Origin of the sequence: Bacillus xiapuensis (assembly GCF_002797355.1) — a bacterium.
GTDB classification, from domain to species: Bacteria; Bacillota; Bacilli; order Bacillales; family Domibacillaceae; genus Bacillus_CE; species Bacillus_CE xiapuensis.
The window spans coordinates 255630-279298 of sequence record NZ_KZ454940.1; the positions used below are offsets into that span (position 1 = coordinate 255630).

The 23669-nt window shown below is 45.5% G+C and carries 24 protein-coding genes and 1 riboswitch; of the genes, 12 read left to right on the forward strand and 12 right to left on the reverse strand.

Annotated elements, in window-relative coordinates; translation table 11 throughout:
• Positions 1-11: 11 nt before the first annotated feature.
• From prfB to hpf, 5 genes are all read right to left on the reverse strand, one after another.
• A protein-coding gene (prfB, locus tag CEF20_RS12920; protein ID WP_100332332.1) for a peptide chain release factor 2 occupies positions 12-1110 on the reverse strand; the annotation gives its coding sequence in 2 pieces (ribosomal slippage) (positions 12-1037 and positions 1039-1110; 1098 coding nt in all).
• A 94-nt stretch (positions 1111-1204) separates the two neighbouring features.
• Entirely contained in the window at positions 1205-3712 is a 2508-nt protein-coding gene (gene secA, locus CEF20_RS12925; protein WP_100332333.1) for a preprotein translocase subunit SecA, read from the reverse strand.
• A gap of 158 nt (positions 3713-3870) precedes the next feature.
• The gene (locus tag CEF20_RS12930) at positions 3871-4929 is read right to left on the reverse strand and encodes an SEC-C metal-binding domain-containing protein (RefSeq protein ID WP_100332334.1); all 1059 of its coding nucleotides are present in this window, start codon (positions 4927-4929) and stop codon (positions 3871-3873) included.
• Between the two features lie 107 nt (positions 4930-5036).
• On the reverse strand, positions 5037-5429 hold the full coding sequence (locus CEF20_RS12935) for a hypothetical protein (protein WP_100332335.1): 393 nt from the start codon (positions 5427-5429) through the stop codon (positions 5037-5039).
• Between the two features lie 342 nt (positions 5430-5771).
• A complete protein-coding gene (gene hpf, locus CEF20_RS12940) occupies positions 5772-6326 on the reverse strand; it encodes a ribosome hibernation-promoting factor, HPF/YfiA family (RefSeq protein WP_100332336.1) in 555 nt (184 codons plus the stop codon).
• Between the two features lie 232 nt (positions 6327-6558).
• On the opposite strand from hpf, the gene CEF20_RS12945 reads away from it, so the two are divergent.
• Positions 6559-6738 (forward strand): hypothetical protein, encoded by a 180-nt coding sequence (locus CEF20_RS12945; RefSeq protein ID WP_100332337.1) that lies wholly within the window; start codon positions 6559-6561, stop codon positions 6736-6738.
• A 39-nt stretch (positions 6739-6777) separates the two neighbouring features.
• Here the strand turns inward: CEF20_RS12945 and fliS (CEF20_RS12950) are convergent, their stop codons facing one another.
• On the reverse strand, positions 6778-7176 hold the full coding sequence (gene fliS / locus CEF20_RS12950; RefSeq protein WP_100332338.1) for a flagellar export chaperone FliS: 399 nt from the start codon (positions 7174-7176) through the stop codon (positions 6778-6780).
• 129 nt (positions 7177-7305) lie between these two features.
• On the opposite strand from fliS (CEF20_RS12950), the gene CEF20_RS12955 reads away from it, so the two are divergent.
• On the forward strand, positions 7306-8118 hold the full coding sequence (locus CEF20_RS12955; protein ID WP_100332339.1) for a flagellin: 813 nt from the start codon (positions 7306-7308) through the stop codon (positions 8116-8118).
• Positions 8119-8168: 50 nt separating this feature from the next.
• Here the strand turns inward: CEF20_RS12955 and CEF20_RS12960 are convergent, their stop codons facing one another.
• From CEF20_RS12960 to flaG, 4 genes are read right to left on the reverse strand one after another with little or no spacing between them, the layout of a single operon-like run.
• The gene (locus CEF20_RS12960; RefSeq protein WP_100332340.1) at positions 8169-8513 is read right to left on the reverse strand and encodes a flagellar protein FliT; all 345 of its coding nucleotides are present in this window, start codon (positions 8511-8513) and stop codon (positions 8169-8171) included.
• Positions 8513-8917, reverse strand: coding sequence for a flagellar export chaperone FliS (fliS, locus tag CEF20_RS12965; RefSeq protein WP_100332341.1), 405 nt, complete (start codon positions 8915-8917; stop codon positions 8513-8515). The genes CEF20_RS12960 and fliS (CEF20_RS12965) overlap by 1 nt, the downstream gene beginning before the upstream one ends.
• Positions 8918-8941: 24 nt before the next feature.
• Entirely contained in the window at positions 8942-10459 is a 1518-nt protein-coding gene (locus CEF20_RS12970) for a flagellar hook-associated protein 2 (protein ID WP_232713522.1), read from the reverse strand.
• A 12-nt stretch (positions 10460-10471) separates the two neighbouring features.
• A complete protein-coding gene (gene flaG, locus CEF20_RS12975) occupies positions 10472-10813 on the reverse strand; it encodes a flagellar protein FlaG (RefSeq protein WP_100332342.1) in 342 nt (113 codons plus the stop codon).
• A gap of 371 nt (positions 10814-11184) precedes the next feature.
• On the opposite strand from flaG, the gene CEF20_RS12980 reads away from it, so the two are divergent.
• Positions 11185-11733 (forward strand): glutathione peroxidase, encoded by a 549-nt coding sequence (locus CEF20_RS12980; protein WP_100332343.1) that lies wholly within the window; start codon positions 11185-11187, stop codon positions 11731-11733.
• A 116-nt stretch (positions 11734-11849) separates the two neighbouring features.
• Here CEF20_RS12980 and CEF20_RS12985 read toward each other — a convergent pair whose 3' ends face one another.
• The gene (locus CEF20_RS12985; protein ID WP_100332344.1) at positions 11850-14390 is read right to left on the reverse strand and encodes a bifunctional 2',3'-cyclic-nucleotide 2'-phosphodiesterase/3'-nucleotidase; all 2541 of its coding nucleotides are present in this window, start codon (positions 14388-14390) and stop codon (positions 11850-11852) included.
• Between the two features lie 315 nt (positions 14391-14705).
• Between CEF20_RS12985 and CEF20_RS12990 the strand changes: the two genes are divergently transcribed.
• Together CEF20_RS12990 and CEF20_RS12995 are read left to right on the forward strand one after the other, a co-directional pair.
• Complete coding sequence (locus CEF20_RS12990) at positions 14706-15026, forward strand: YbjQ family protein (RefSeq protein WP_100332345.1); 321 nt, start codon at positions 14706-14708, stop codon at positions 15024-15026.
• A gap of 3 nt (positions 15027-15029) precedes the next feature.
• Positions 15030-15254, forward strand: a complete 225-nt coding sequence (locus CEF20_RS12995) for a hypothetical protein (RefSeq protein ID WP_100332346.1) — start codon at positions 15030-15032, stop codon at positions 15252-15254.
• 122 nt (positions 15255-15376) lie between these two features.
• Here the strand turns inward: CEF20_RS12995 and CEF20_RS13000 are convergent, their stop codons facing one another.
• Positions 15377-15934 (reverse strand): DUF1269 domain-containing protein, encoded by a 558-nt coding sequence (locus CEF20_RS13000; protein ID WP_100332347.1) that lies wholly within the window; start codon positions 15932-15934, stop codon positions 15377-15379.
• Between the two features lie 526 nt (positions 15935-16460).
• Between CEF20_RS13000 and CEF20_RS13010 the strand changes: the two genes are divergently transcribed.
• The 7 genes from CEF20_RS13010 to CEF20_RS13040 all read left to right on the forward strand — a co-directional run bounded on the left by CEF20_RS13010 (position 16461) and on the right by CEF20_RS13040 (position 23190).
• Complete coding sequence (locus CEF20_RS13010) at positions 16461-17063, forward strand: glycerol-3-phosphate responsive antiterminator (protein ID WP_100332349.1); 603 nt, start codon at positions 16461-16463, stop codon at positions 17061-17063.
• 249 nt (positions 17064-17312) lie between these two features.
• Entirely contained in the window at positions 17313-18617 is a 1305-nt protein-coding gene (locus CEF20_RS13015) for an ABC transporter substrate-binding protein (RefSeq protein WP_100332350.1), read from the forward strand.
• Between the two features lie 134 nt (positions 18618-18751).
• Positions 18752-19660 carry a carbohydrate ABC transporter permease gene (locus tag CEF20_RS13020; RefSeq protein WP_100332351.1) on the forward strand — a complete coding sequence of 303 codons (909 nt, stop codon included), beginning with the start codon at positions 18752-18754 and terminating at the stop codon, positions 19658-19660.
• Complete coding sequence (locus CEF20_RS13025; protein WP_100332352.1) at positions 19650-20474, forward strand: carbohydrate ABC transporter permease; 825 nt, start codon at positions 19650-19652, stop codon at positions 20472-20474. Before CEF20_RS13020 ends, CEF20_RS13025 begins: the two co-directional genes overlap by 11 nt.
• 12 nt (positions 20475-20486) lie before the next feature.
• Complete coding sequence (locus tag CEF20_RS13030) at positions 20487-21584, forward strand: ABC transporter ATP-binding protein (RefSeq protein WP_100332353.1); 1098 nt, start codon at positions 20487-20489, stop codon at positions 21582-21584.
• Between the two features lie 3 nt (positions 21585-21587).
• Positions 21588-22403 (forward strand): sugar phosphate isomerase/epimerase family protein, encoded by an 816-nt coding sequence (locus CEF20_RS13035; RefSeq protein ID WP_100332354.1) that lies wholly within the window; start codon positions 21588-21590, stop codon positions 22401-22403.
• A 1-nt stretch (position 22404) separates the two neighbouring features.
• Positions 22405-23190 (forward strand): HAD-IIA family hydrolase, encoded by a 786-nt coding sequence (locus CEF20_RS13040; RefSeq protein WP_100332355.1) that lies wholly within the window; start codon positions 22405-22407, stop codon positions 23188-23190.
• 313 nt (positions 23191-23503) lie between these two features.
• Positions 23504-23594, forward strand: a riboswitch (cyclic di-GMP riboswitch).
• Positions 23595-23669: the final 75 nt, after the last annotated feature.

Genomic DNA, 23669 nt, shown 5'->3' on the forward strand with positions numbered 1-23669 from the left:
CCATCAAAAGATTAAAGACGGGAGCGCAAATAGGCATTGATGAATGGAGTAATCTCCCCATCCATAACCGCTTGGACGTTTCCAGTTTCTTCATTGGTCCGGTGATCTTTCACCATGGAGTACGGATGGAACACGTAAGAACGGATCTGGCTTCCCCAGCCGATATCTTTCTGCTCCCCGCGGATCTCCGCAAGCTCCGCTTCTTTCTCTTCTAATTTCTTCTGATACAACTTGGCTTTCAGCATTTTCATTGCCTGCTCGCGGTTTTTAATTTGCGACCGTTCAGACTGGCAAGTGACCACCACATTCGTCGGCAAGTGGGTAATGCGGACCGCGGAATCCGTTGTGTTGACGTGCTGGCCGCCCGCTCCGCTTGCCCGGTACGTATCGATTTTGATATCTTCTGTCCGGATGTCAATTTCAATATCCTCATTGAATTCCGGCGTCACTTCACAGGATACGAAAGAGGTGTGGCGGCGGCCTGAAGAATCAAAAGGAGAGATCCGCACTAGGCGATGAACGCCTTTTTCTGCCTTTAAATAGCCATAGGCATTATGCCCTTTAAATAAGAGTGTGACGCTTTTGATTCCCGCTTCATCTCCCGGAAGATAATCCAGCGTTTCCACCTTGAAGCCCTGCTTCTCTCCCCATCTTGTATACATGCGCAGCAGCATGGAGCCCCAATCCTGAGACTCCGTTCCGCCCGCTCCGGGATGCAGCTCCAGAATCGCGTTGTTCTTATCATGCGGCTCATTTAAAAGCAGCTGCAATTCGAAATCATTGATTTTCTTTGAGAATTCTTCCAGCTCTTTCTCCAGTTCCGCTTGCAGCTCCGCATCCGCTTCTTCCTTGACCAGCTCGTGCGTCACATCTAAATTTTCCTGCGTTTCCACCAGCTCATTATAGCCATTTACGATTTCCTTTAAGCTGTTAGACTCGTTAATGACCACCTGAGCTGCCTGCTGATCGTCCCAAAAGCCGGGATGCAGCATTTCATCCTCCAGTGCCGCAATTCGCGCCTCTTTATTTTCTAAGTCAAAGAGACCCCCTAAAGTCCGCTAGTTTCTTAGCTGTTTTATCTAACTCGTTGCGTATTTCAAACAATTCCATATAAACACCTCATATTTAGTAGTCAGCAAGCAGGAAAAAGGCAGCGCCTCTCAAGCGGAGCCTCTTTCCTGCAATAAGCCGCCGCAGCGCTTCTTTACTTGCCTGCGCCGCAGCAATTTTTATACTTTTTGCCGCTGCCGCATGGACACGGGTCGTTCCGTCCCACTTCCGGCGCTTTGCGGACCGGTTTCTTTTTAGTCTTGCCTTCTTCTTTCGGATTAACGGCTTGGCCCTTGGCTACTTCCTGCCGCTCCAGGTTACTGCGGATTTCTGCTTTCATAACATATTTGGCCGCTTCCTCATTGATGGCTGCGACCATGTTTTCAAACATCGCAAAGCCTTCATTCTGATATTCGCGAAGCGGATCATTTTGCCCGTATGCACGCAAATGAATGCCCTGGCGCAGCTGATCCATCGCATCAATATGGTTGATCCATTTGGAGTCAACGGCCCGCAGAAGCACGACCTTCTCAAACTCGCGTGTTTGCTCTTCGCCCATCTGCTCTTCTCTTTCATCATAACGTTCTTTCACCTGGTCAAAGAGAAAGGCGATAAGATCATCTGCATCTTTTCCGCGCAAATCGTCAGCTGAGACTTGGCCCTCATGCAGCAGGTTGGCGTTCGCGTAATCGGCTATGCCTTGAAGATTCCATTGCTCCTCTGACTCGGCTCCGTTCACGTGCATGCCAACCACCTGGCTGATCACCGTATGGATCATGCCTTCAATGATTTCACGGAGATTCTCTGATTCCAGCACTTCATCGCGCTGCTTGTAAATGATTTCCCGCTGCTGACGCAACACATCATCGTACTCAAGCAATCGTTTGCGGGCATCAAAGTTATTGCCTTCCACCCGCTTTTGAGCTGACTCCACCGCCCGGCTGACCATTTTGCTTTGAATCGGCTCGCTGTCCTCCATGCCTAGCTTTGTCATCATCGATTTCATATTATCCGAACCGAAGCGGCGCATCAGTTCATCTTCCATAGACAGATAAAATTGTGTAACCCCCGGGTCGCCCTGACGTCCGGAACGTCCCCGCAGCTGATTATCAATCCGGCGCGATTCATGACGCTCGGTGCCGATGACCGCTAAGCCGCCCAAGTCCTTTACTCCCTCGCCAAGCTTGATATCCGTACCGCGCCCGGCCATATTTGTAGCGATTGTTACGGCGCCCGGCTGGCCGGCTTCTCTAATAATTTCCGCTTCACGGCCATGATTCTTCGCGTTCAGAACATTGTGCGGGACACCGCGTTTCTTCAGCAAGCTGGAAATGAGCTCAGACGTTTCAATCGCTACAGTACCGACAAGGACTGGCTGCTTTCGCTGATGGCGCTGGTAAATATCCTCTACAACCGCATGGAATTTCCCTTTCATAGTGGCATAAATCAAATCAGGGCGGTCGTCACGGGCAATCGGCCGGTTCGTTGGAATAGCGATAACTCTCATATTATAAATATTGCGGAATTCCTCTTCCTCCGTTTTCGCCGTTCCCGTCATACCTGACAGCTTTTCATACATGCGGAAATAGTTCTGGAAGGTGATCGTCGCCATCGTCATGCTTTCGTTCTGGATCGGCACGCCTTCCTTCGCTTCTATCGCTTGATGCAGACCGTCACTATACCGGCGGCCTTTCATCAGACGTCCGGTAAATTGGTCAACGATCACGACCTCCTCATCTTGGACGACATAGTCAACGTCGCGCTGCATGGTCACGTGCGCCTTTAACGCCTGATTAATGTGATGATTCAATGTGACGTGCTTCAAGTCAAACAGGTTTTCAATACCGAATGCTTTTTCCGCCTTATTAATGCCCTCTTCCGTTAATAAAACAGCTTTCGTTTTCACATCATACGTATAATCCTCTTCCTGCTTCAGCGTTCGCACGAAGCTGTTAGCCTGAATGTACAGCTGTGTTGACTTTTGAGCTTGTCCGGAAATAATGAGCGGCGTCCGCGCTTCATCAATTAAGATGGAGTCGACTTCATCGATGACGGCATAATGAAGGGGACGCTGCACTTTATGCTCCTTGTAAAGCACCATATTGTCCCGCAAATAGTCAAAGCCAAATTCATTATTCGTACCATAAGTGATATCTGCAGCGTAGGCAGCCTTCTTCTCTTCCTTCGTCAGACTGTTCGTATTTAATCCGACAGAGAGGCCGAGAAAATTATACAGCTCGCCCATTTCTGTCGCATCACGGGAAGCCAGATATTCATTGACAGTGATGACATGGACTCCCTTGCCGGCAATCGCGTTCAAGTACACCGGCATTGTCGCCGTCAGCGTTTTTCCTTCCCCTGTTTTCATCTCGGCGATATTGCCTTCATGCAGAGCGATGCCCCCCATCAGCTGTACGCGGTAAGGGTACAAGCCGAGCACGCGGCGCGAGCCTTCCCGGACAACCGCAAAAGCCTCCGGCAATAAGTCATCCAAAGACTCTCCCTTCGCATAACGCTCCTTAAATTCTTCCGTTTTAGCGCGAAGTTCATCATCGGACAGTTTTTCAGTGGCGTCCGCAAGCTCCTCAATTTTTAGTGCTATCTTATCCAAACGCTTCACTTCGCGTTTATTGGCATCAAATAATTTATCTAATAAACCCATTAAATGAACGCTCCTTTTTACTCTCAACAAGTTAATATACGAGCCTAAACACACATAAATTTCCTACTTAATATTAACATTTTGCCCCCGATGAAACAACTGAATCGCCTGCGGGAAAAACGTTCAAAAAAAAACGTTCCGAAGAACGTTTTTTTGAATTACCGCTTCCCTGCTTTTTCTCCTTGCTCAAGAAGCTTACTTTTGAGGATATTCTCCATTTCTTTCGCCCGCTTTGACAAACTCTGGGCAGATATGCTTAATCGTTTTGCTAAAGCAGCATTCGTAAGATCCGTTCCCGCAATTTGATAAGCTTGCATCAATGAGTATAGGGCGCCTACGTAAATTTCCGGCTTGCGGATTGTTGGATTTTCTTTCTGGCAGTACAGATGCCACAAGAGCACAGCACTTTGCTGGTGCATCTCCTCAACGGCCTCCTCCTGCAAAAATTGAAGAAGCGTATGAGCTGTTTTCTCTTGGGATTCTTTTTCCCACGTGAGTTCGCTGTAATCAAGGGATTCTTCCTGTTCTTGATGATAAATTGCGAACAGCCCGTCCAGAACAAACAGAAAATGATTCGCGACATATGCCTGCGCCTCTTTTTCTTGCGCTTGTTCACATTGCGACAGCAGCCATGATGCCATTTGATCCGCTTTGTCTTTTTCAAAATGAAAGTCGATCATAAAAAATGTGTACTCTTGCTCAAATGGAAGCACGCCCCCGATGATAAAGGCATGATCGACCGGCACCCGCTGACGGGATCTGACAGCGACCATCTCACCGGAAAGAATATCCTGCACTTCATACACATTTCCTCGAACTTCTCCTAACTGGCCCGCCAAAAATCTTGCTTGCGGCCACATTTTGAAAATATTTCTTGTCCGCTCGCGCTTAATCGACGGCAAGCGGCGCGCCACATACTCCTCCAAAACCGTTCGCCCGTTCTTGACAGGCTGCGTCAAAATAAACCAAATTTCAAAAGCGACTAAAAATACTTGTGGATCTTTTCGAATCACTTCGTATTTATGTAAGAGCGTCTGGAACTGCTTCTTCATCGCATGAGAGTAGTGCTCCATTGCATAATCGATGAGACCGCGCTGCAAGCTTTCAAGCTCTTCCAGCATCACCCCATGGATCGCTGAGCCTTCTACTTTGCCGCAGCATTTTTTATACTTTTTCCCGCTTCCGCATGGACATGGTTCATTCCGTCCAACTGACATGAATCTAATTCCTCCTCTGGATGACAAAACTTAGCGCTTTTTCTATCTTATCATGTCTTGTCAACCAGAAACAGAGAGCGGGCCTTTTTCAGGCCGCTCTTGCTCGTTTACTGTGCAGTCATTCGCTCATACTTCAAAGTTTCCAGCAAGGTCATCACTTGGGCCTCGAGCCATTCAGCTTCCTTCTGCAAAGATTCCTCATCCTCCAATGCCAGCTGGTACTTAATCGTATAAATGCGTTTCGCCAGCGTGTTCAATCGCTGTTCGTAAGAGTCCTCCTCTGTGATCTTTACCCCTTTGGCATCGAGATTAGCGATTTCTCTTTGGATTTGCTGGTAGGTTTGTTCGCAAATGGCTAATTGCTGCTGATAAGAGAGCTCCTCCTTCTCATCAGCCGAAGACTCCTGCGCTAGTATATCAGGGGCTGCTAAAGCCCCTGCGCTCACCCCAGCCGCTATCATCATCGACTTGATCAGCATTTTTAGCTTCTTATTCCGCATTGTCCTCTCCTCCTTTATATTGTCGCGTCTCTTATTATCGACTGTTCCCTGTTCACCGCCCTGTTAATCTGAAAATTTGATGCCGTGTAAAAAAACACTTAAAGGCCAGGGCTGGCGTCTTGGAGGAAAAATACCGCGGCTGACAGCGGAATGGTTTGGCATGTATCCTGCGAGTAAGATGCTGTAGATTCCCCTTCAAACCAAACAGCAATGGAGGAGCTCACGCTGGCACGATGCAGGGCGTTTTGCGGGCAGCCTTTGTTCTTCTTTTCAACAGCGGAGCGCGGTTCACTCTATCATGAAAAAAGGGTCCTCTCGGCTGAGAGAACCCTTATCACTGATTTAGTTGGTTTCAATTAATCCGTATTTGCCGTCTTTGCGCTTGTAGACGATGTTTGTGCCGTCTGTTTTGGCATCTGTGTAAATGAAGAAGCTGTGGCCTAAAAGATTCATTTGCAGGATGGCTTCTTCTGAGTCCATCGGTTTCAAGTTAAATTGTTTTGTACGGACAATTTCTAACTCTTCTTCGTCTTCAACGGCCGTAGCGGCTGTTTCACTGGCTGAAGCAAAGTATTCGTGCAACTCCCCTTTTTCGCGAAATTTGCGGTTGACTTTTGTTTTGTGCTTGCGGATTTGACGCTCCAATTTATCGACGATTAAGTCGATGCCGGCGTACATATCCTGGTTGCGTTCCTCCGCACGCAGCACCAAGTCCTTCATCGGGATTGTAACTTCAACTTTTGTATTTTTATCAGGATAAACTTTCAAGTTAACGTGGACAGTAGCATTAGGTGTTTCGTTAAAATATCGGTCTAGCTTTCCAATCTTTTTCTCGACGTATTCGCGAATCGCCGGAGTTACTTCAATGTTTTCACCACGAATGTTGTAATCCATCATGTAAACTCCTCCTTCACTATGACTATGTATATATTATTCTCCTTTCTTCTAAAAATTCCTGCATGTTTTCAAAAAAGCATGTGTCGAAATTTCAACAAACACCCCAAATTTTGCGAGTCAAGAATAAACTACTGCTTGACATACGAACATAGAAAAAAATACCTAGATTTAAGGAGGAAATAGGAAAAAAACATGGAAGTATTTATAGTTTAAAGATAAAGGAGGGATTCATATGAGTGCTATTGCTGGAGTGGGACAAGGCCCTGTTTCCCAATTTGTCTTGATCAGCAAGCAAATAGCTGAACAAGCTGTGTCAGAACAAATACAAGAAGTGATCAATGACCCAGCCAAGCGGATTCGCGAACTGCAGCAGCCATCGCCGTTCTCACAATTTATTGATATAAAAATTTAATGAAGAAAGCGGTCAAGATGTTCTTGACCGCTTTCTTCATTAAAACAAATCCCCTTTATACTTCTTCCGACGGTTCCGCAGCGCTTCATTCCAATCCTCTGTCAAATTCAGCAAAAATTCTTCCGCTTCCTGCAAAAGATCCCCGTTTTTTTCTATATTTGCACGGATCAACAGCCGGTTTACATAACCGTATAAAGCAATGAGGCGCTCGCCTTTGTTTGATTGATCATTGACATAGGATATCAGCTGCAGCACGCAATCCTGGGCCTTTAGTAAGCTCTTATTCCTTGCAGGCGTCTCTTGATTTTCAATAGCCCGCTTGCCTTTTTGGATTTCTTTGACTGCTTCAGCCAGCAAGTTAATCATCTGTTCTTCGGGTGGAGCAGTCCGGACACTAACTCGGCGATATAATTGATGAACCCTGCGCTGATCATTCATAGGTTTCCCCGCCTTTCTCCTTATTGTTATCGGACTTTTCCCATAAAAATCAACACTATCCGTGAAAACTTAGTGAAAAAGGCCGATATAAGAACAGACTACGATCTTACAAAGGAGAGAGGTGAAGTTATGAAGCTTCATAACCAAACGATGATCGCTTTTTCCGTCACCCGCTACCAAAAAAATGACCGCACCATGGAAAAAACGATTGATAAACTGTCGACCGGCTTGGCTATTCGGCGAGCCAGCGACAATGCAGCGGGACTCGCTGTATCCGAAACAATCCGCGCCCAGGTTCGCGGACTTTCGCAGGCGCAGCGCAATATGCAGGACGGTTTATCGGTGTTGCAGGCAGCCAATGAAGGACTCAACAATGTCAATGGCTTGCTGCAAAGGGGGCGCGAGCTAGCGGTGATGAGCGCGAATGAAACGATGACGGCCGAGGATCGCAAAGCCAGTCAAGCGGAGCTTGATGAATTGCTGAAAGCGATTGATGACACCGCCCAAAAACTAGAATTTAACACAAAGAAAATTTTGGGAGAGAACGCTCCTCTCATATTGATGGTCGGCGCCAATCCCGGTCAGAAGCTTACCGTGGACTTAGTGGATACGAGCACTTCCGCCCTTAACTTGACACAGGCGTCTGTATTAACATCGGAGAGTGCGGAGCAATTAATTCAGACACTCGACGAAGCCATCATTAAAACAACAGGAAATCTGACAAAGATTGGATCTTATTATGAAGCTATCGAACATCATATGGCGAACACGATGGTAAAGGAAACCAACTTGACGTCTTCCTTATCCAAACTGGTCGATACGGATATGGCGAAAGAAATGATGAATTATATCAGTCAGGATATCCGCCAAAACAGCGATCAGCTCATCGTCTCGCGCATTAATCAGTCGGCAGGAGATGCGCTGAAATTATTCAATTCCTAAAAAAGAAAGCTGTCCCTTAGAACCTTTTGTCTAAGGGACAGCTTTTTCGGCTAATTTTTCTTATCGTAAAACACGCCATCCGTACGCACGGACGCAAATGGGCGAGTGTATTTATTCATGGAGCCTTTTTTCTTTGATACGCCTTTTAAATCTTTTTGAATATCCTCTTTGATTTTGCTTAAGCTGGCGTTAATGACGGCATTGCGGCGAATCATTTCCTGTCCGAGCCTCCGCTCCGCTTCATCAAAGGGCGGACGGATCTCCGCCAGCAGCGCCTGCCGCTTATCAAGCAGCTCTTCAATAGCGGAGACCATCCGCTCCCGGTCTTCTAGAGGATTTTGAACGATTCTGTACAGCTCATCCGTTACTCGAAAACAATCTTTGACCGCTGACATTACGCCTTCCCACCTGCGCTGCCATGCTGAATGAGACGATTTTTTTGAATGACCTCTTTCCACGCATCGCGAAATTCCGTCACAAAGCCTTCCACTTCTTCTAAAATCGCCGCGTCGTTTTTCACATTGGCTTCAATTAGACGGCGATTTAAATAATCATACAAAGACATCAAATTGGACGATAGGTCTACCTCCATATTCAGCGTCACCATCAATTCCTGAATGATCGCCTGCGCTTTTTGGATATTCGTATTCTTACCTGCAATATTGTTTTCATGGATCGCTTTTTTGGCCTGATGGATAAATTTCAGGCAGCCATTGTACAGCATCAGCGTCAATTCACCTGGTGAAGCGGTGGTGACGGAGTTGTTGGAATACGTTTGATAAGGATTTTTCATGGCCAAGTAAAAAACATCTCCTTTTCTTCCTTACTTGAAGTAGTTCATGAGCGACATCGACTGCTCATTGGAGCGCTGAATGGCTTTCTCCATCATCGTAAACTGGCGCCAGTAGCGATCTTCTATCTTGAATAATTTCTTTTCAAAACTCGTGATCTGATCATTGAGACGATCGAGCGTTTTACCGATGGAAAAGGTATTATTCACGGAAAAAGCTTTGCCCGCCTTTTCTTCAACGGCTTCCATTGTTCCTTTAATGGCGTCCCGCAATCTCCGGGCTAGCCCCTGTGTCTCGTTCTTTACAACAGGCTTTCCATCCACTACCTCCACATCGCCTTCCTTGGCAAACAGCTTGTGAATAGCCGCCGGATCTTTCGCAATCGCTGCTTTTAATTTTTTAGGATCAATCACAAGCTTTCCTCTTTCCAAGTAGTTACTTGATGTTGTAATGCCGATATCAGACAGCTGATTCAAATCTTTCGGCAGCCCTGCTACAGGAGTGGACAAATCAAGGCGCATTTTATTCATGCCGGAAGAAAGAGCGAAATCTGAGCGCAATGTCCCGCTGCGGGCCTTGTCTTCCCAAAGCTCGATCTCTTTTTCTGACATCGCTTCCCGCTGCTCCTTCGTTAACGGGTGGTAGCTGCGGTAACGCTTCTCATTCAGTTCTCCGTTGACTTTCCCGATCAATTCATTATATTTTTCGACAAAGTTTTTGATCGTGTCATATACTTTCTCGACATCCGGGGAAGATTGATAATTCACCTTTCCCTGCCCTTTGAGCGTGTACTCCACTCCGCCGATATTAAATATGTTTGAGGACCGCTCAGTTTCCAGTCCGTTCAGGGTAACCTTGGCGTTTTGTCCGGCTTGATTGGCGGGGTTTGCACTGTCCAAGTTAGTAGCCGACAGATGAAGCTGATTAGATAAGAAGTCTCCTCCCAGCACAATTTCCGCTGTTCCTTTCGCATCTCCGGAATTTTTGGCGGTCATGGACACTTTTTGCGTAAAGCTGTCATAAAACATCGTCACGCCTGTTTTCTCATTAATCTTTTCCATCAGGCTGTTTAGCGATTCATCTTCCAGATTAAACTGGATCTCCACCGGTTTTTCCTGCAATTTCCCTTCTTTATCAACTGCTTGAATAGAGATCGTTTGTGTTCCTGTACCGAAATACTCACTTAATTTTTTCGTTGGATCCGTGATATTTGTCGCCTGACCGCTTGTCATTCGCGCCGCCTTAGCTAATTGGGCCACCTCCAGCGTGCCTGAAAATTCGCTGGCAGAGCCGACATTGTTAACAGCGGCCACATCCGAGTCAGACACGCTGACCGATTTTTGAATGAAGTTCTTTTGCATGATCATGTCGTCAAATAACATTTGGTCAAATGTAAATAACGCGCTGTTCATACTGCGGTAATCATCGCGCTGCCACTCTAAATATTGCTTTTTCTGCTGTAATTTATCCCCCTTCATTCTTTCCGCTTTCATCAGGTCTTTCACCATCTGGTCAATGTCCATGCCGCTTGCTAGTCCGCCTATACGCACCTTATTGCCTCCTTACACCTTTTTATCTATTAAAATCCCTAAATACTCTGTCATCGCTGCATACATATCCAGCAGCTTTTTCGGTGGAATTTCGCGAATGATTTCCTGCGTTTGATCATCCACCATCGTTACATAATACTCTTCCAATTCATCATGAAACTCAAATTTTACATGGATGGTTGAAGGATACAAAAAATCATTCATGCCTTGAACGACTTTCTTCATCTCTTCTTTACTGGGCTGATATTGAGCCATCTCCCTTTCAGCAGTCAGGGATTCGGGATCCTCCGACTTCCTAGGATGAGTCACAGGCTGTACGGGCTGATGATTGGACACTCTAATTTTATCAAGCATCCTGAACCTCTCCTTCCGACATATCACCTCTAAAGCTTATATCGGAAGGAGCGTATCAATATTAATACATGAAAAGAAAAACATTGAAAAATGATGAACGGTTGCCCCCGTTTGGACTATATTCGATTATACAACGAGTCCCTGCGAAAACCGATGAAGTGAACCTGCAAATAACGAAAGCTTCTTTCCTTTTCAGCTGTTGGTCCGTGAGACGAATCGGGTCTTTCAGAACCGTGATCTCTCCTTCATTATTGAAGCGAAAATCCTGCGTTATCTCGCATATGGGTTAAAAAGTAATGCATTTCACTCGACAACGGTACTGAAGTAATTTAGAATAATTATTAAATAATAATAAAATAGAGGTGCGAACGATGAGTATTTATGACTATACGGCTACAAAGGCAAACGGAGAGCAAGTACCGCTGTCAATCTATAAAGGCAAGGTGCTGCTAATTGTCAATACGGCAAGCAAATGTACCTTTACACCGCAGCTTGAGGATCTGCAAAAACTGTACAATCAGTATCGGGATGCCGGATTAATGGTTCTCGGCTTTCCCTGTAATCAATTCGCAAATCAAGAGCCCGGCAGCAGTGAAGAAGCCTCCGCTTTCTGCCAATTAAATTACGGCGTCACCTTCCCGGTCTTTGCCAAAGCAGATGTCAACGGCGAGCAGCAATTGCCTCTATTCCGCTATTTAAAGCAAGCTGCTCCCTTCCGCGGGTTCGATGAATCCAACGGCAGCGAAAGGCTGCTGAAAATGATGATCGCTGACAAGGCTCCGGAATTTCTGATTGGCGATGCCATCAAGTGGAACTTCACTAAATTTCTCATCGGCCGCAGCGGAGAGGTCATCAGGCGCTACGAACCATCAGATGACCCTTTCTCATTTGCCGCAGAGATTGAGAAACTATTAGCCTGACAAAAAAACAAACGCAAACGAAGCTGCTTTTTAATCTAACAGCTTCGTTTTTCTTCATGCTGTATGGCACCGTTCGTTGACATTGAGGCGATGTCTTTCACCTATTGGCTTCCTGATTATTTCTTATATTGATCCAGTGTATAAATCACTTTGGCCGCTTCCGCACGGGTGGCGCCCTTCTTTGGCAGGAAGGAGCGGTTTTTGTAGCCGCTGATTAGCTTCTGCTCAACAGCGATCGCGACGGTCTCCTGAAACGGCTTGTGTATCCGTTTATTGTCTTTAAAGGCAGCCGGTTGGGACGCTTTAAATGATTGACCGGTTTTGACTTCAAGCGCTTTGACAGTCATCGCGGCCATTTGCTCTCTTGTGACCGGCTTGTGGGGAGCGAATGATTTCTCGCTCATCCCCGAGACAATTCCCGCTTCATATAAAGCCGTGACGGCATCCTTCATGTGGGCCGGAACATCAGTAAATGGCGATGCTCCCTTCGCTTTAAGATCGAGGACGCGCGCAAGGAAAGCCGCATATTCCCCTCTTTTGACGCTGGCATTCGGAGCAAAGCGGCCATCATTTTTCCCGAGAATAATCCCTTTCTCCGCCAGCGCTTGAATATAAGTATACGCCCAGTGATTCTTCGGAACGTCTTTAAATTCTTCCGTTTGGGCTGGCGGCTGACCCTCCCGCTTCATATTAATGGAAAACTGGGCAAAGCCGCTGTCCAACTGCTTCTCAAATGCAAACTTATCGGAGTCCCCGATATACTTTTTGGCATTCGGAGAGGTTTCAAATGTCACATGAACCTCTTCTTTGATTGGAGCAAACGCCCAGTTCTTGTCCGCCGCTGGATTGATTTCTTTCATCTTCATAATATAGTCGATGACAATCCCCCGGCTTTCATCCGGCGTTTCAACGGCGATATTCTTCCCGCTGATCCCCGGGAAATTCCCGCCGCCTCCTGCCCGGTAATTATTCGTAGCCACGAGGAATTTCTGCTTGGGATCAATCGCCTTGCCGTTGAAGGTTAAGTTTTTGATTCGGTTGGCATTCGGATGAAGCAGCTTGCCATCGGCCGAATATTTAGTCGGCTGGGTGACATCGATGTCATAAGCCACCCCTTCGATCACATCAAAATTAAAGGTCGGAAAGCTGGCATTAATCAGCGGCTGTTCTTTGTCCGCTGCAGCAGGATCAATTTGGTTGAATTGGCCCGCAGCCATTTCCAGCCATTCCTTGACATCGGCTCCATCCACGAGCACAGCGCTCAGCGTGTTGGGATAGAGATACAGATCGGAGACATTTTTAATGGCGATATCGCCGGCCGGAATCTCGGTGTAGTAGTCCGGTCCCATGCGCGCGCCGGCTTTAAACGGAGCGGCCGCTGACAGCACCGGAACGTTTTCGTATTCCGTTCCTTTAATTTTATTTTCCAAATACCATTTCTGTGCGTTTGCGACGATTTGCACGGAAGGATCATCCTGCACGAGCGCAAAGTAGCTTGTAATCGGCGCGGTTGTTCGGCCGACAGCGCTGCGCACCCAATCAAGCGTGCCCTCATGCTCGTTCTTAACCGCGCGGACGATCTCCTTGTCCGATTCAACCGCCGCCTTTCCGTCCGGGGTTGTAATGCTGCGCGTTTGCGATTGAGAATCTCTCACCTGCCACTTGCCGTTTTCCTTATTCAGTTCAAGATCAACAATTCCCAAATGGCTGCCCCAGAATCCCGGCATGACCGCTGCCACCCCGTTGACTGTGCCTTTTTCAACATCAGCGCCCGCAAGATCCTTGTATTGGCTGCTTGGAAACACTCCGTGAGAATGGCCAAAAAGAACGGCGTCAATACCTTCGACCTTTGTTAAATCATATGTAGCGTTTTCCTTCATCTGCCCTTCTTCCATCGTTCCGAGACCGGAGTGAGGAATGGCAACGATGACATCCGCTCCTTTGGCCTTCATTTCCGGAACGAATTTCTTCGCAGACTGAACGATATCCTTGGCGATGACCTTTCCTTCCAGATGAGCCTTATCCCAGTTCATAATTTGCGGGGGAACGAAACCGATGACTCCCACTTTGATCGTATGCTCTTCCCCGTCTTCATCCTTCACCTTTTTATCAAGCAGGAGATACGGCTGGAAATAGTTCTTGTCATTATCGGGGTTATTGTCCCCATCGTCCTTATATACATTCGCGTTCACATAAGGAAACTCGGCGCCTTTCAGCGTTTTTCCTAGAAAATCAAGCCCGTAATTGAATTCATGATTGCCGATATTTCCAGCATCATACTGCAGCAGATTCATCGCTTTGTAGACAGGATGGACCTCCCCTTCATTCAATCCTTTAACCTTTGCCACATAATCTCCGAGAGGGTTGCCTTGAATCAAGTCGCCGTTATCGAACAGCATAGAGTTTGCGCTTTCCTCGCGTGCATCCTTAATTAAAGAGGCGGTGCGCGCCAGTCCGTACTTGTCCACTTCCTTGTCTTGATAATAATCATAATTCATTAGGTTCACATGGATATCCGTTGTTTCCAATAACCGCAGCTTCACCACGTCATCATCAAGCACATTGGCAAAGGTCTGCGGCTTCTCTCCATTTCCAAGAACAAGGCTAACGAGCAGCGCCGAGGCAAGCGCAGTTTTCTTTAGTTGGCTATGGCCCATCCTATTCTCCTCCTGTACACTTTTCACCAGAATACCATGCCTATAAAAAATATATTTTCGATTTATGTAAAGTTATTGTAAATTCGATCTAAAAGGACTGTCACAACAGATCTTTTGAGCAACATGTATAGGGTAGGCCATTGAACAGAGCATTTTACTTATATAATGCACAACAACTTCTTCCTATTCAAACAAAATCGGATCCTCTCGCAGCCGAACATTTTTTTGAACATCTTATGTATTTAGCAGGCTTTTAATATCCGGCGGCGAATAAAAATAAGGAAAACAAAATTGAATATCAAAGGAGAGCGATCTATGATTATCGTCACAACCGAACGGATTCCGCATTACAAGGTAACAGAAATAAAGGGCCCTGTCTTTGGATTAACCGTCAGAGCGCGAGGGATTGGAAAGGATATTGTCGCTTCCTTTAAAGGGTTAGTAGGCGGAGAAATTAACCAGTATACAGAAATGCTCGAGGATGCCCGCAAGCAGGCAATTGACCGCATGGTAGAAAACGCCCAAGCAATGGGAGCGAACGCCATCATTATGATGCGCTTTGATTCGGGGGAAATCGGCCAGAATATGAGTGAAATTGTCGCTTACGGCACAGCTGTTATCGCCGAGAAAGAGTAAGACGTGGCTTGGGTTCTCGGCTTTTATGGCATTCAACTCGTGATCTTAATCGTGCTGATCATCGGCTCTTGGCTTATTTGGGACCGCCGATTCAAAAAGAAGCACGGCAAACAAGTTCCCCCGGGCTTTATTCGCACAGAAGAAGTATCCATCGACCCAACCACGAAGAAGAAATGGGTCGTCTACTATCATCCACAAACAGGGAAACGATTTTATAAGGAAGAATAGCCAAGTGAAAAAGCGGCCTCCGTTAGCAAGAGGCCGCTTGTAATGCCGGGCAATCTCAATAGCTGCCCCCACCCTGACAAAACGGTTCAGCAGAGGGTAAAGGCTACAGAAGCGGGACTGGCTTAATCGGCCTTCCCCCGAAATGTTTCATTAAACCATTTTTTGCGCGCTTCTTTGCGCAATTCTCTTTCAGCTTTGCGGGCCGCTTCAATGTCCCGGCGAACCGAATGCTCTGGCAGGGTGAGCACCTTCCCGTTTAATTCCTGGCCAATCCATCGATCCATTTCTTCCTCGACGTACTCTGACGCGATCACAATCAGCCCCGTTTTGCCCGGGGAAATCGCCTTGGACGTTTGTTCAAAAGCCGTCACCGCTTCCCTCATCTCCATCGCGTCTCCCGTACCGCCGATAATGGAACCGGTCGCCCAGCCGAGCAGCACGCCGAGCGGCCCGCCAAGCATCCCTACGAGCATGCCGATCACACCGCCGGTCACTAATTGATCTTCCCCCGTCATGTCCAGAACATCCTTCACTTGAAACGATTGGTCTTCTTCATGATGCACCACCGCCATCTGTTCCACTACTACTTTCTGCTTTAGATGCAGCGCCTTCATTCGGGAAAAAGCTTCGTATGCCTGACTGTTTTTTGGAAATGTCATAATCAGCACTTGTTTCTCCACCTGTTATCTCTCCTATTTCATCAATTATCTCTTACCATCGCTATTCCCTAAAGTCTGGAAACGAAACAAGTCAAGTTTAGATGTGGAGACTGAATCCTATGCTGTTTTGTATTTATTGCGCCGGGATTTTCGATTGCCAGACAAGAGAAAATAGGTCTATGATAAAATAGGCGCCCAAGAGGACTTTAACGTGTTGAAACCGATCTTTTCCTATTCGGCTATTTTCCTCTGCTGGTACTTCTTTTCCGCCGGAAAGCCATCATCTGATTCAGCCATACAGCGATTTGTTCAGCTTGTACACAATGATGACTGTGGAGTTTATCCCGCCTATACGCTGCTGTTAGACTCTCCCTTCAAAAATGGAGCGGGAAATCGGGGCGCCTAACTACGTGATTCGTTCGGACCTGCACGCAGCAGGTAACAAAGACGCTGCAGCGTTAGCCTTTGTTCTTCGTTCCAACAGCGGAAAATGATACAAATCCTACTGTTTGAACGCTCACATTCTTATGAAAGAAAGGGAAGAATAATGAAAAGCAGAGATTCAGGAAAGGTTTTAAAGGAAAGACTCACCAAGCATAAAATGATTGCGGCCATTAAAGAACCAAAATTCATCGAGCAAGCCATCCAGTATAAAAACAATTTAAGCGCTGTCTTATTAATGACAGGAACCATACTGACAGTGAAACGGTACGTTGACTACATTCAGTCGCAAGGTCTCCCGGTCATTTTGCATGTAGAAAAAATAGGCGGATTAGAAATGGACAGAGACGGAATTGAATTTGTCAAAAGAAATGTCCAGCCGTACGGAATTGTCACAACGAGAAATGGGATCATTAAAAAAGCGAAATCGAGCGGATTATTTGTCGTGCAGCGGGTGTTTTTAATTGACACGGAGGTGTATACGAACCTCATGAAAGATCTTCACCGCATCCAATCAGATATCATTGAAATCATGCCGTGCCGGGCGCCCGATTTTGTGAACAGAGTATCAGGAGCTTCTCCTGTTCCCGTTATTACAGGAGGACTGCTTAATTCCTCAGAACATGCCAAGCAAGCATTAGCAAATGGAGCTGCGGCTGTGACAACATCTAACCCAAAGATTTGGAAAATAAATCTGAATACTTTGTAAATAATAATTTTACATTAACTTAATACTATCCTAATAATTACTTGTTATGGTATAAGCATCAAGTGAATAATTAATCGGTGCGAGCAGAGAGACCACAAATTAGATGTATATCACATATATACATTTTATTTGTGGTCTCTCTATTTGTTTACACACCGTGCGCGGAGGTGACCTACATTCTTTATCCACACTCACTGTCACTGAACAGCTGAATGGCAGCAAACCATCCATTTATGAAGGAGGAACAAAATGAAGTCCTATGTAAAATTACTTAGCTTGCTTTCATTCCTATTGCTATTGGCGGCTTGCGGCAAATCTGGAGATGCCACATCAGCTGATGGAAAAACCACGGAAGACGGAAAGACAGTTATTGAATACTGGCATGTCAATGCGGAGACCCAGGGTGGGAATACAGTCGAAGAGTTAGTGAAGGAATTCAATGAACAAAGCAAAACCACGAAGGTTGTCGCTAAGTATAATCCGGATATGTATAAAGGCCTGATGCAAAACTTGCAAGCGGAAGCGGCCGCTGGAAAGTCTCCCGCTGTCGTCCAAGTCGGATGGGCTTTTTTGGACTACTTTTCCAGCAACTTCAGCTACACATCTCCTCAAGAAGTAATAGATAAGCACGCGCCAGAAGACCAATCGTTTTTAAAAGACAACTTTTTAAATAATGTCATGGACTTAGCAAAAAATTCTGAAGAAAAACAAGTCGGCATACCATACTCGTTAAGCACACCGGTTTTGTACATTAACAAGGATCTGTTGAAAAAAGCCGGTCTGGAGGAGAACGGTCCTAAAACATGGCAAGAAGTGAAAGAATTTTCAAAAGTGATCAAAGAGAAAACAGGAAAATACGGCTTCTATATGCAAGAACCGGCTGATAACTGGGCAACTCAGGCTTTATTAGAAAGCAACGGCGCCCGCATGCTGAAGGATGGAAAAGCTTCTTTCGCATCAAAAGAAGGAATTGAAGCTTACAAACTGCTGGCCGATATGGTGGTCAAGGATAAAACCGCTCTTCATGTTCCATGGGATCAAGGCGTGCAAAGTTTTATCGACGGAAATGTTGCTATGGCGTACACAACAATCGCCCGCCGCTCGCAAATACAAGAGAATGTGAAATTTAAGGCCGCCGCTATTAAATCTCCGGCTTGGGAAGGAAAAGAAGTAAGATTGCCGGCTGGCGGAGCGATGCTTGCAATAACAGCGCAAGAAGAGAGCCAGCAAAAAGCGGCTTGGGAATTTATGAAATATTTATACAGCGTAGAATCCATGGCGAAGTGGACAGAAGGCACTGGCTATGTCCCGCCCCGCAAAGATGTGGCGGAAGCAGAAAATGGCCTGAAGGCATTCTTGGAAGAAAATGAAATGATGAAAGCAGCTGTTGAACAAATGGACGGTGTCGTTTCTTGGACATCCTTCCCCGGCAATGCAGGCTTGCAGGCCGAACAATTACTGCTGGACATCCGCGACCAGATCCTCGGCGGAAAAACCGGCGTAGAAGAAGGATTAAAGTCAACTGAAAAAGAGATCAATCAGTTATTGAAGTAATCCAAGCTCCATGAACATCTGCAGGGCTGATACTGAAAAGCCAGGAGAGGATTCCCCCCTCTACCTTGGATATTGGAGGGAAGTCAGCCCTTTTTCTTAATTGGTGAATACAAAGCGTGGGAGGAAAGCGCGACATGCAAGCTGTACAAATTTCAAAACGGAAATGGACTAAAGATCACTGGAAAGCTTATGGCTTACTGATGCCTTCCTTAGTTATTTTCATACTATTCATGTTTTGGCCGTTTCTTTATACGATTTATTTAAGCTTTTTCGATTGGAATATGGTGAAGCCAACTAAAGAATTTGTCGGACTGCAGAATTATGCTGACGTCTTATCGGATCCGGTTACATATAAAGTGTTTGGCAACACATTGCTCTATATTGCTTTACTGCTGATCATTAATCTCTCGGTTCCCTATCTTTTTGCTTTTGTTCTAGATGTGGCGCTTCATAAATTCAGCCAATTTTATAAAGGGGCGATTTTTTTACCGTCTGTGATTTCATTGGTGGTCGGCTCTATATTATTTACGTGGCTCCTTAATCCCGTATCGGGGCCAGTAGCCATCATTCTCGGCTGGTTAGGCATCGAAATGCCGATTTGGAGCAAGTTAGACGGCTGGGTTATCGTCGTGCTAAGTTTAATCACTTCCTGGAAAGTGTTTGGCTATAACTTTATCGTTCTATATGCTGCCGTCAACGGCATCTCCCGGGAAGTCATCGAAGCCGCCCGGCTGGACCAAGTCCCTTTATGGAAAATATTCTTTCATATTGTGCTGCCGATGAGCAGCGCCACAGGTATTTATGTATTGATCATCACCATCGTTCAAGGGCTTCAATATGTATTTACACCAATTAAAGTCATTACACAAGGCGGCCCCAACTATGCAAGCTCGAATGCGATTTATCATGCTTATCACGAAGCATTTGTATTGTATCGGACAGGACACTCCGCCGCCTTATCGATTGTAACTATGGTGTTCTTTATCATTTTGCTCATTCTAGAATTTAAGTTTGTAGAAAGAGGAGTCCACTATGCAAACTAACCGGATGGCAGCGGTACCTTGGCACTTGATTTTTATAGCCGTCGTCTTCATTTTAACTTTTCCGATAATCTTTGCGATCGGCATTTCTTTTAAGCCGCTGCAAGAAGCTTATAATAATGCATTGAATTTTATTCCCATTCAACCGACACTCGAGAACTATACAATTTTTTTTGAAAGCATCAATGTTGCCAAGGTTGTCTCGAATACATTTATTATCGCAGCGGTCGTGACGTTATTTAAAGTCTTTACCTCCTTTCTGGCAGCCTATGCATTTGTGTTTTTTGATTTTAAAGGAAAAAACATCCTGTATTTTCTTTTAATCAGCACCATTTTCATTCCTTTTTCCGTCACGATGATTCCCAATTATCTGGTCATCTCGGATCTCGGATTAGCTGACAGTATATGGGGAGTCATTTTGCCGCAGCTTGCTGATGCGGTTGGGATTTTCTTGCTCAGACAATCGATGAAAACGATCCCTGCCGCTTTAATTGAAGTAGCAAGGCTGGATCATCTCGGACATGCGCGCATTATGAAAGACATCGTGCTTCCGCTCGTCAAACCAGCCGTCACATCCACAGGTATCTGGTTTTTCATCCTGTCTTGGAATGAATACGTATGGCCTGTGCTTATATTGAAAACAGTTGATCACTACACATTGCCGCTGGCGCTGCAAATGTACATCAGCTCAGAGGGCGGAACGAACTTTACCGTTGCCATGGCGGTTGCTGTGATCACCATGATCATCCCCCTCACATTGTATTTGGTATTTCAAAAATATATTATTGGAACATTTACTTCTTCAGGAATTAAGTAAAGGCGGGATACTGTGAAAGAAATTCAGTTTGAAAATGTATGCAAATCTTACGGAAAAACCGAGGTCGTAAAGGATCTCAGCTTAACAATTAAGAAAGGCGAGCGTTTAGTTCTCCTCGGCCCCTCAGGATGCGGCAAATCTACGACCTTACGCATGATTGCGGGACTGGAGGATATTACATCAGGTACGCTGTATATGGGAGGCCAAAAAGCCAATGACATTCCGAGCGGCGAAAGAAATGTAGCCATGGTGTTTCAGAACTATGCTCTTTACCCTCATATGAATGTGTTGAACAATATTACGTATGGCTTAAAGGTTCAAAAGGTTCCTCCCGAGGAAATCAACCGCCGAACAGACGCCGTGCTGGAAATGCTTCAGTTGAAAGAATACAAAGACCGTCTGCCAAAAGACTTATCTGGCGGTCAAAGACAAAGAGTAGCCTTAGCTAGAGCCGCCGTTAAGCAGGGAGATTATTTTTTATTGGATGAACCATTGTCCAATCTGGATGCTCAATTAAGGGTCACAGCACGAAAAGAATTAGTGAAGATCCATGAAACTTATAAACAAACGCTTGTGTACGTGACGCATGACCAAGTAGAGGCCATGACCGTAGGCGACCGAATTGCCTTAATGTACAAAGGGCGCCTGCAAATGGTGGATACTCCTGAAAATGTCTACCACCGGCCTGTCAATATATTCACCGCAAAATTCATTGGTTCTCCTCCAATGAATGTAATCGACATGGCTTATCATAACCAGCACGCGGTGATTGCCAATCAGGAAATTCCGCTCCACCCGGAATGGAATCGGCTGATTAAAAAGTCCGGCGCACAAAGCTTGGCCTTTGGCATTCGTCCTGAACATATGACTCTATCGAAAAAGCCGCTGCCCCATTGTATAAAAGGACACGTAAAATATGTCGAAAATCACGGAAACCGCTATGGCGTCTTTATCGATATGGAAGGAACAGAAATCATCGCCATGAGCGAAACGAAGCATTGGACCTCAGGGGAAACCGTATATATTGAACCGAAAGCAGATAAAATTCATCTATTTAATAAGCAAACCACGCAGTCTATTGGCTGCCCATCATCTATTGTGGAGGTGTAAAACATGAGTAAGAACCTGATATGTTATTCTGATTTAGCCCTTTTATCTCATCATCCTTTTGAAAATACCGATCAACTCATCAAGCATGGAGCCGGCAAAGTCGAATTGTTAATGGACGGCCCATGCTGGGATGAGATGGAGGATCTCTTTCAAGAGCTTGCTCCAAAGCTTCAGGCTCTTCCCGTTCGCTATTCGATTCACCCTCCCGCCTGGGACATTAATTTAACTAGTGAAAACCGAGCTGTGAGGGAAACAGCATTTACTGAATATAAAAAAGCGATTCAATTGGCTGGCATGATTGATGCCTGTCACGTTGTCATCCATCCCGGATTCTGTTTCTCTCCAGCTTTTGATAAACAAACGGCTCAAAAGCGGGCAGCTCAAATGATCAATGAATTGTGCAAAATAGCTGAACCGCTCCAAGTGAAGCTGGCGATTGAAAATGTGGGATACAGCGGAAGCTCTCTTTTCACTCAAGAGGAATATACCCGCTTTTTAGACGGCATTGATAAAACAGCAGGCTTTTTAATCGATATTGGGCATGCCAACTTGAATCAATGGGACATTCCCCGGCTAATCAAAGAAACAAAAGATCGGCTTTTGGCCTTGCATATTCATGATAACGACGGCATACGCGATGCTCATTGGCCGATCGGCGAAGGAAACATAGAATGGCCGGCTATTTTTTCAGCGATCAACCAATGTCAATTACCCATAGAACTCATTTTGGAATATGCTCCGGGTACGCCTTTAAATTGGCTGGAAGAAGGGAAGCACATTCTGCAAAATGAAATACAAATTAATGAAACAGGAGTATAGTATGATTAACATTCGCGATTTTGACGCCTTTTGTTTTGATTTAGACGGAACGATTTACGTCGGGAACCAGCTGTTGCCGGGCGTAAAAGAAACAATAGGCTTATTACGGCAGCACCAAAAAAGCATTTTATTTATCACCAATGCACCAACGCAGACGAGGGAAGGGTGCCAGAAACTGCTTACGTCCTTAGGAGTCGCCGCACAGCTTGAAGAAGTGCTCACCGCTTCCTTCCTATCTGCTGCTTACTTCTTAGAAAACTGCGCAGATGCGAGAATTTTTATCGTTGGCGAAAGGGCGCTCCTGCAAGAATTCAGCAATTATTCCTTGCACGTCACAGCCAATCCTTTAGAGGCCACCCATGTGCTGGTCGGCTTAGACCGCGACTTCTCCTATCAAAAGCTGAACCGCGCGATGAGAGCTGTGCGCAATGGAGCAAAGCTGATTGTAACCAATCCCGATCCGTCCTGTCCTGTCTCTGAAGGATATATTGCGGATACATTCGCGATCGCCAAAGCAATTGAAGTAGCCGCCGGGCATCCAATTGACCTGGTTATCGGAAAGCCCTCATCCTACTACGCAAGAAAAGTAAGCAAGCAGCTGAACATCGCAAATGAGCGATGCCTGATTATCGGTGACCGCCTGGAGACCGATATTTTAATGGGAAAGGCCAATCAGTTCCGCACGTGCCTCGTCTTAACAGGCGCCTCCAGCAAAGCGGACATAAATAAAATCAAGATTAAGCCAGATTACGTTATTGAGAATTTAACAGAATTATTTACGAAATAAATTAACGCTTGATCAAAGAATCGTCTGCTTTTCTTTGTCCCTCTAATTGTGAAATATAATGGCTGGCAGCGGTAATAACTGCCTATTTCCGCTGCCAACGAGATTCTATTCACGCATTTTTAATTATTTCCTCCTACACAAACAGCAGGATTTGGTTTTTCAAGGAATAATCCTCACATTTATGTAAAAAAAAGATAAAAATTTTTGACAATTAACTACTATTTACCCAATTTATTATAGTCATATTGAAATAAACGCTCCTTTATCTTAAGATAATACAAGGTATTAAAACAAATAAATAACAGGTATATATGGAAGTTAAAGGCAAACTGCCTGAAAGGGTAGGACGCAAAGCCTAGGGTCTAAGGTTTTATTGAAAAAACTATGATCGCCTGGCTACCAAGTTAAGCACATGTTTATGAAAAATTTGGCTGTTCTATCCTGTATAGAACGGCTTTTTTAATTTTCAGACTTATTTA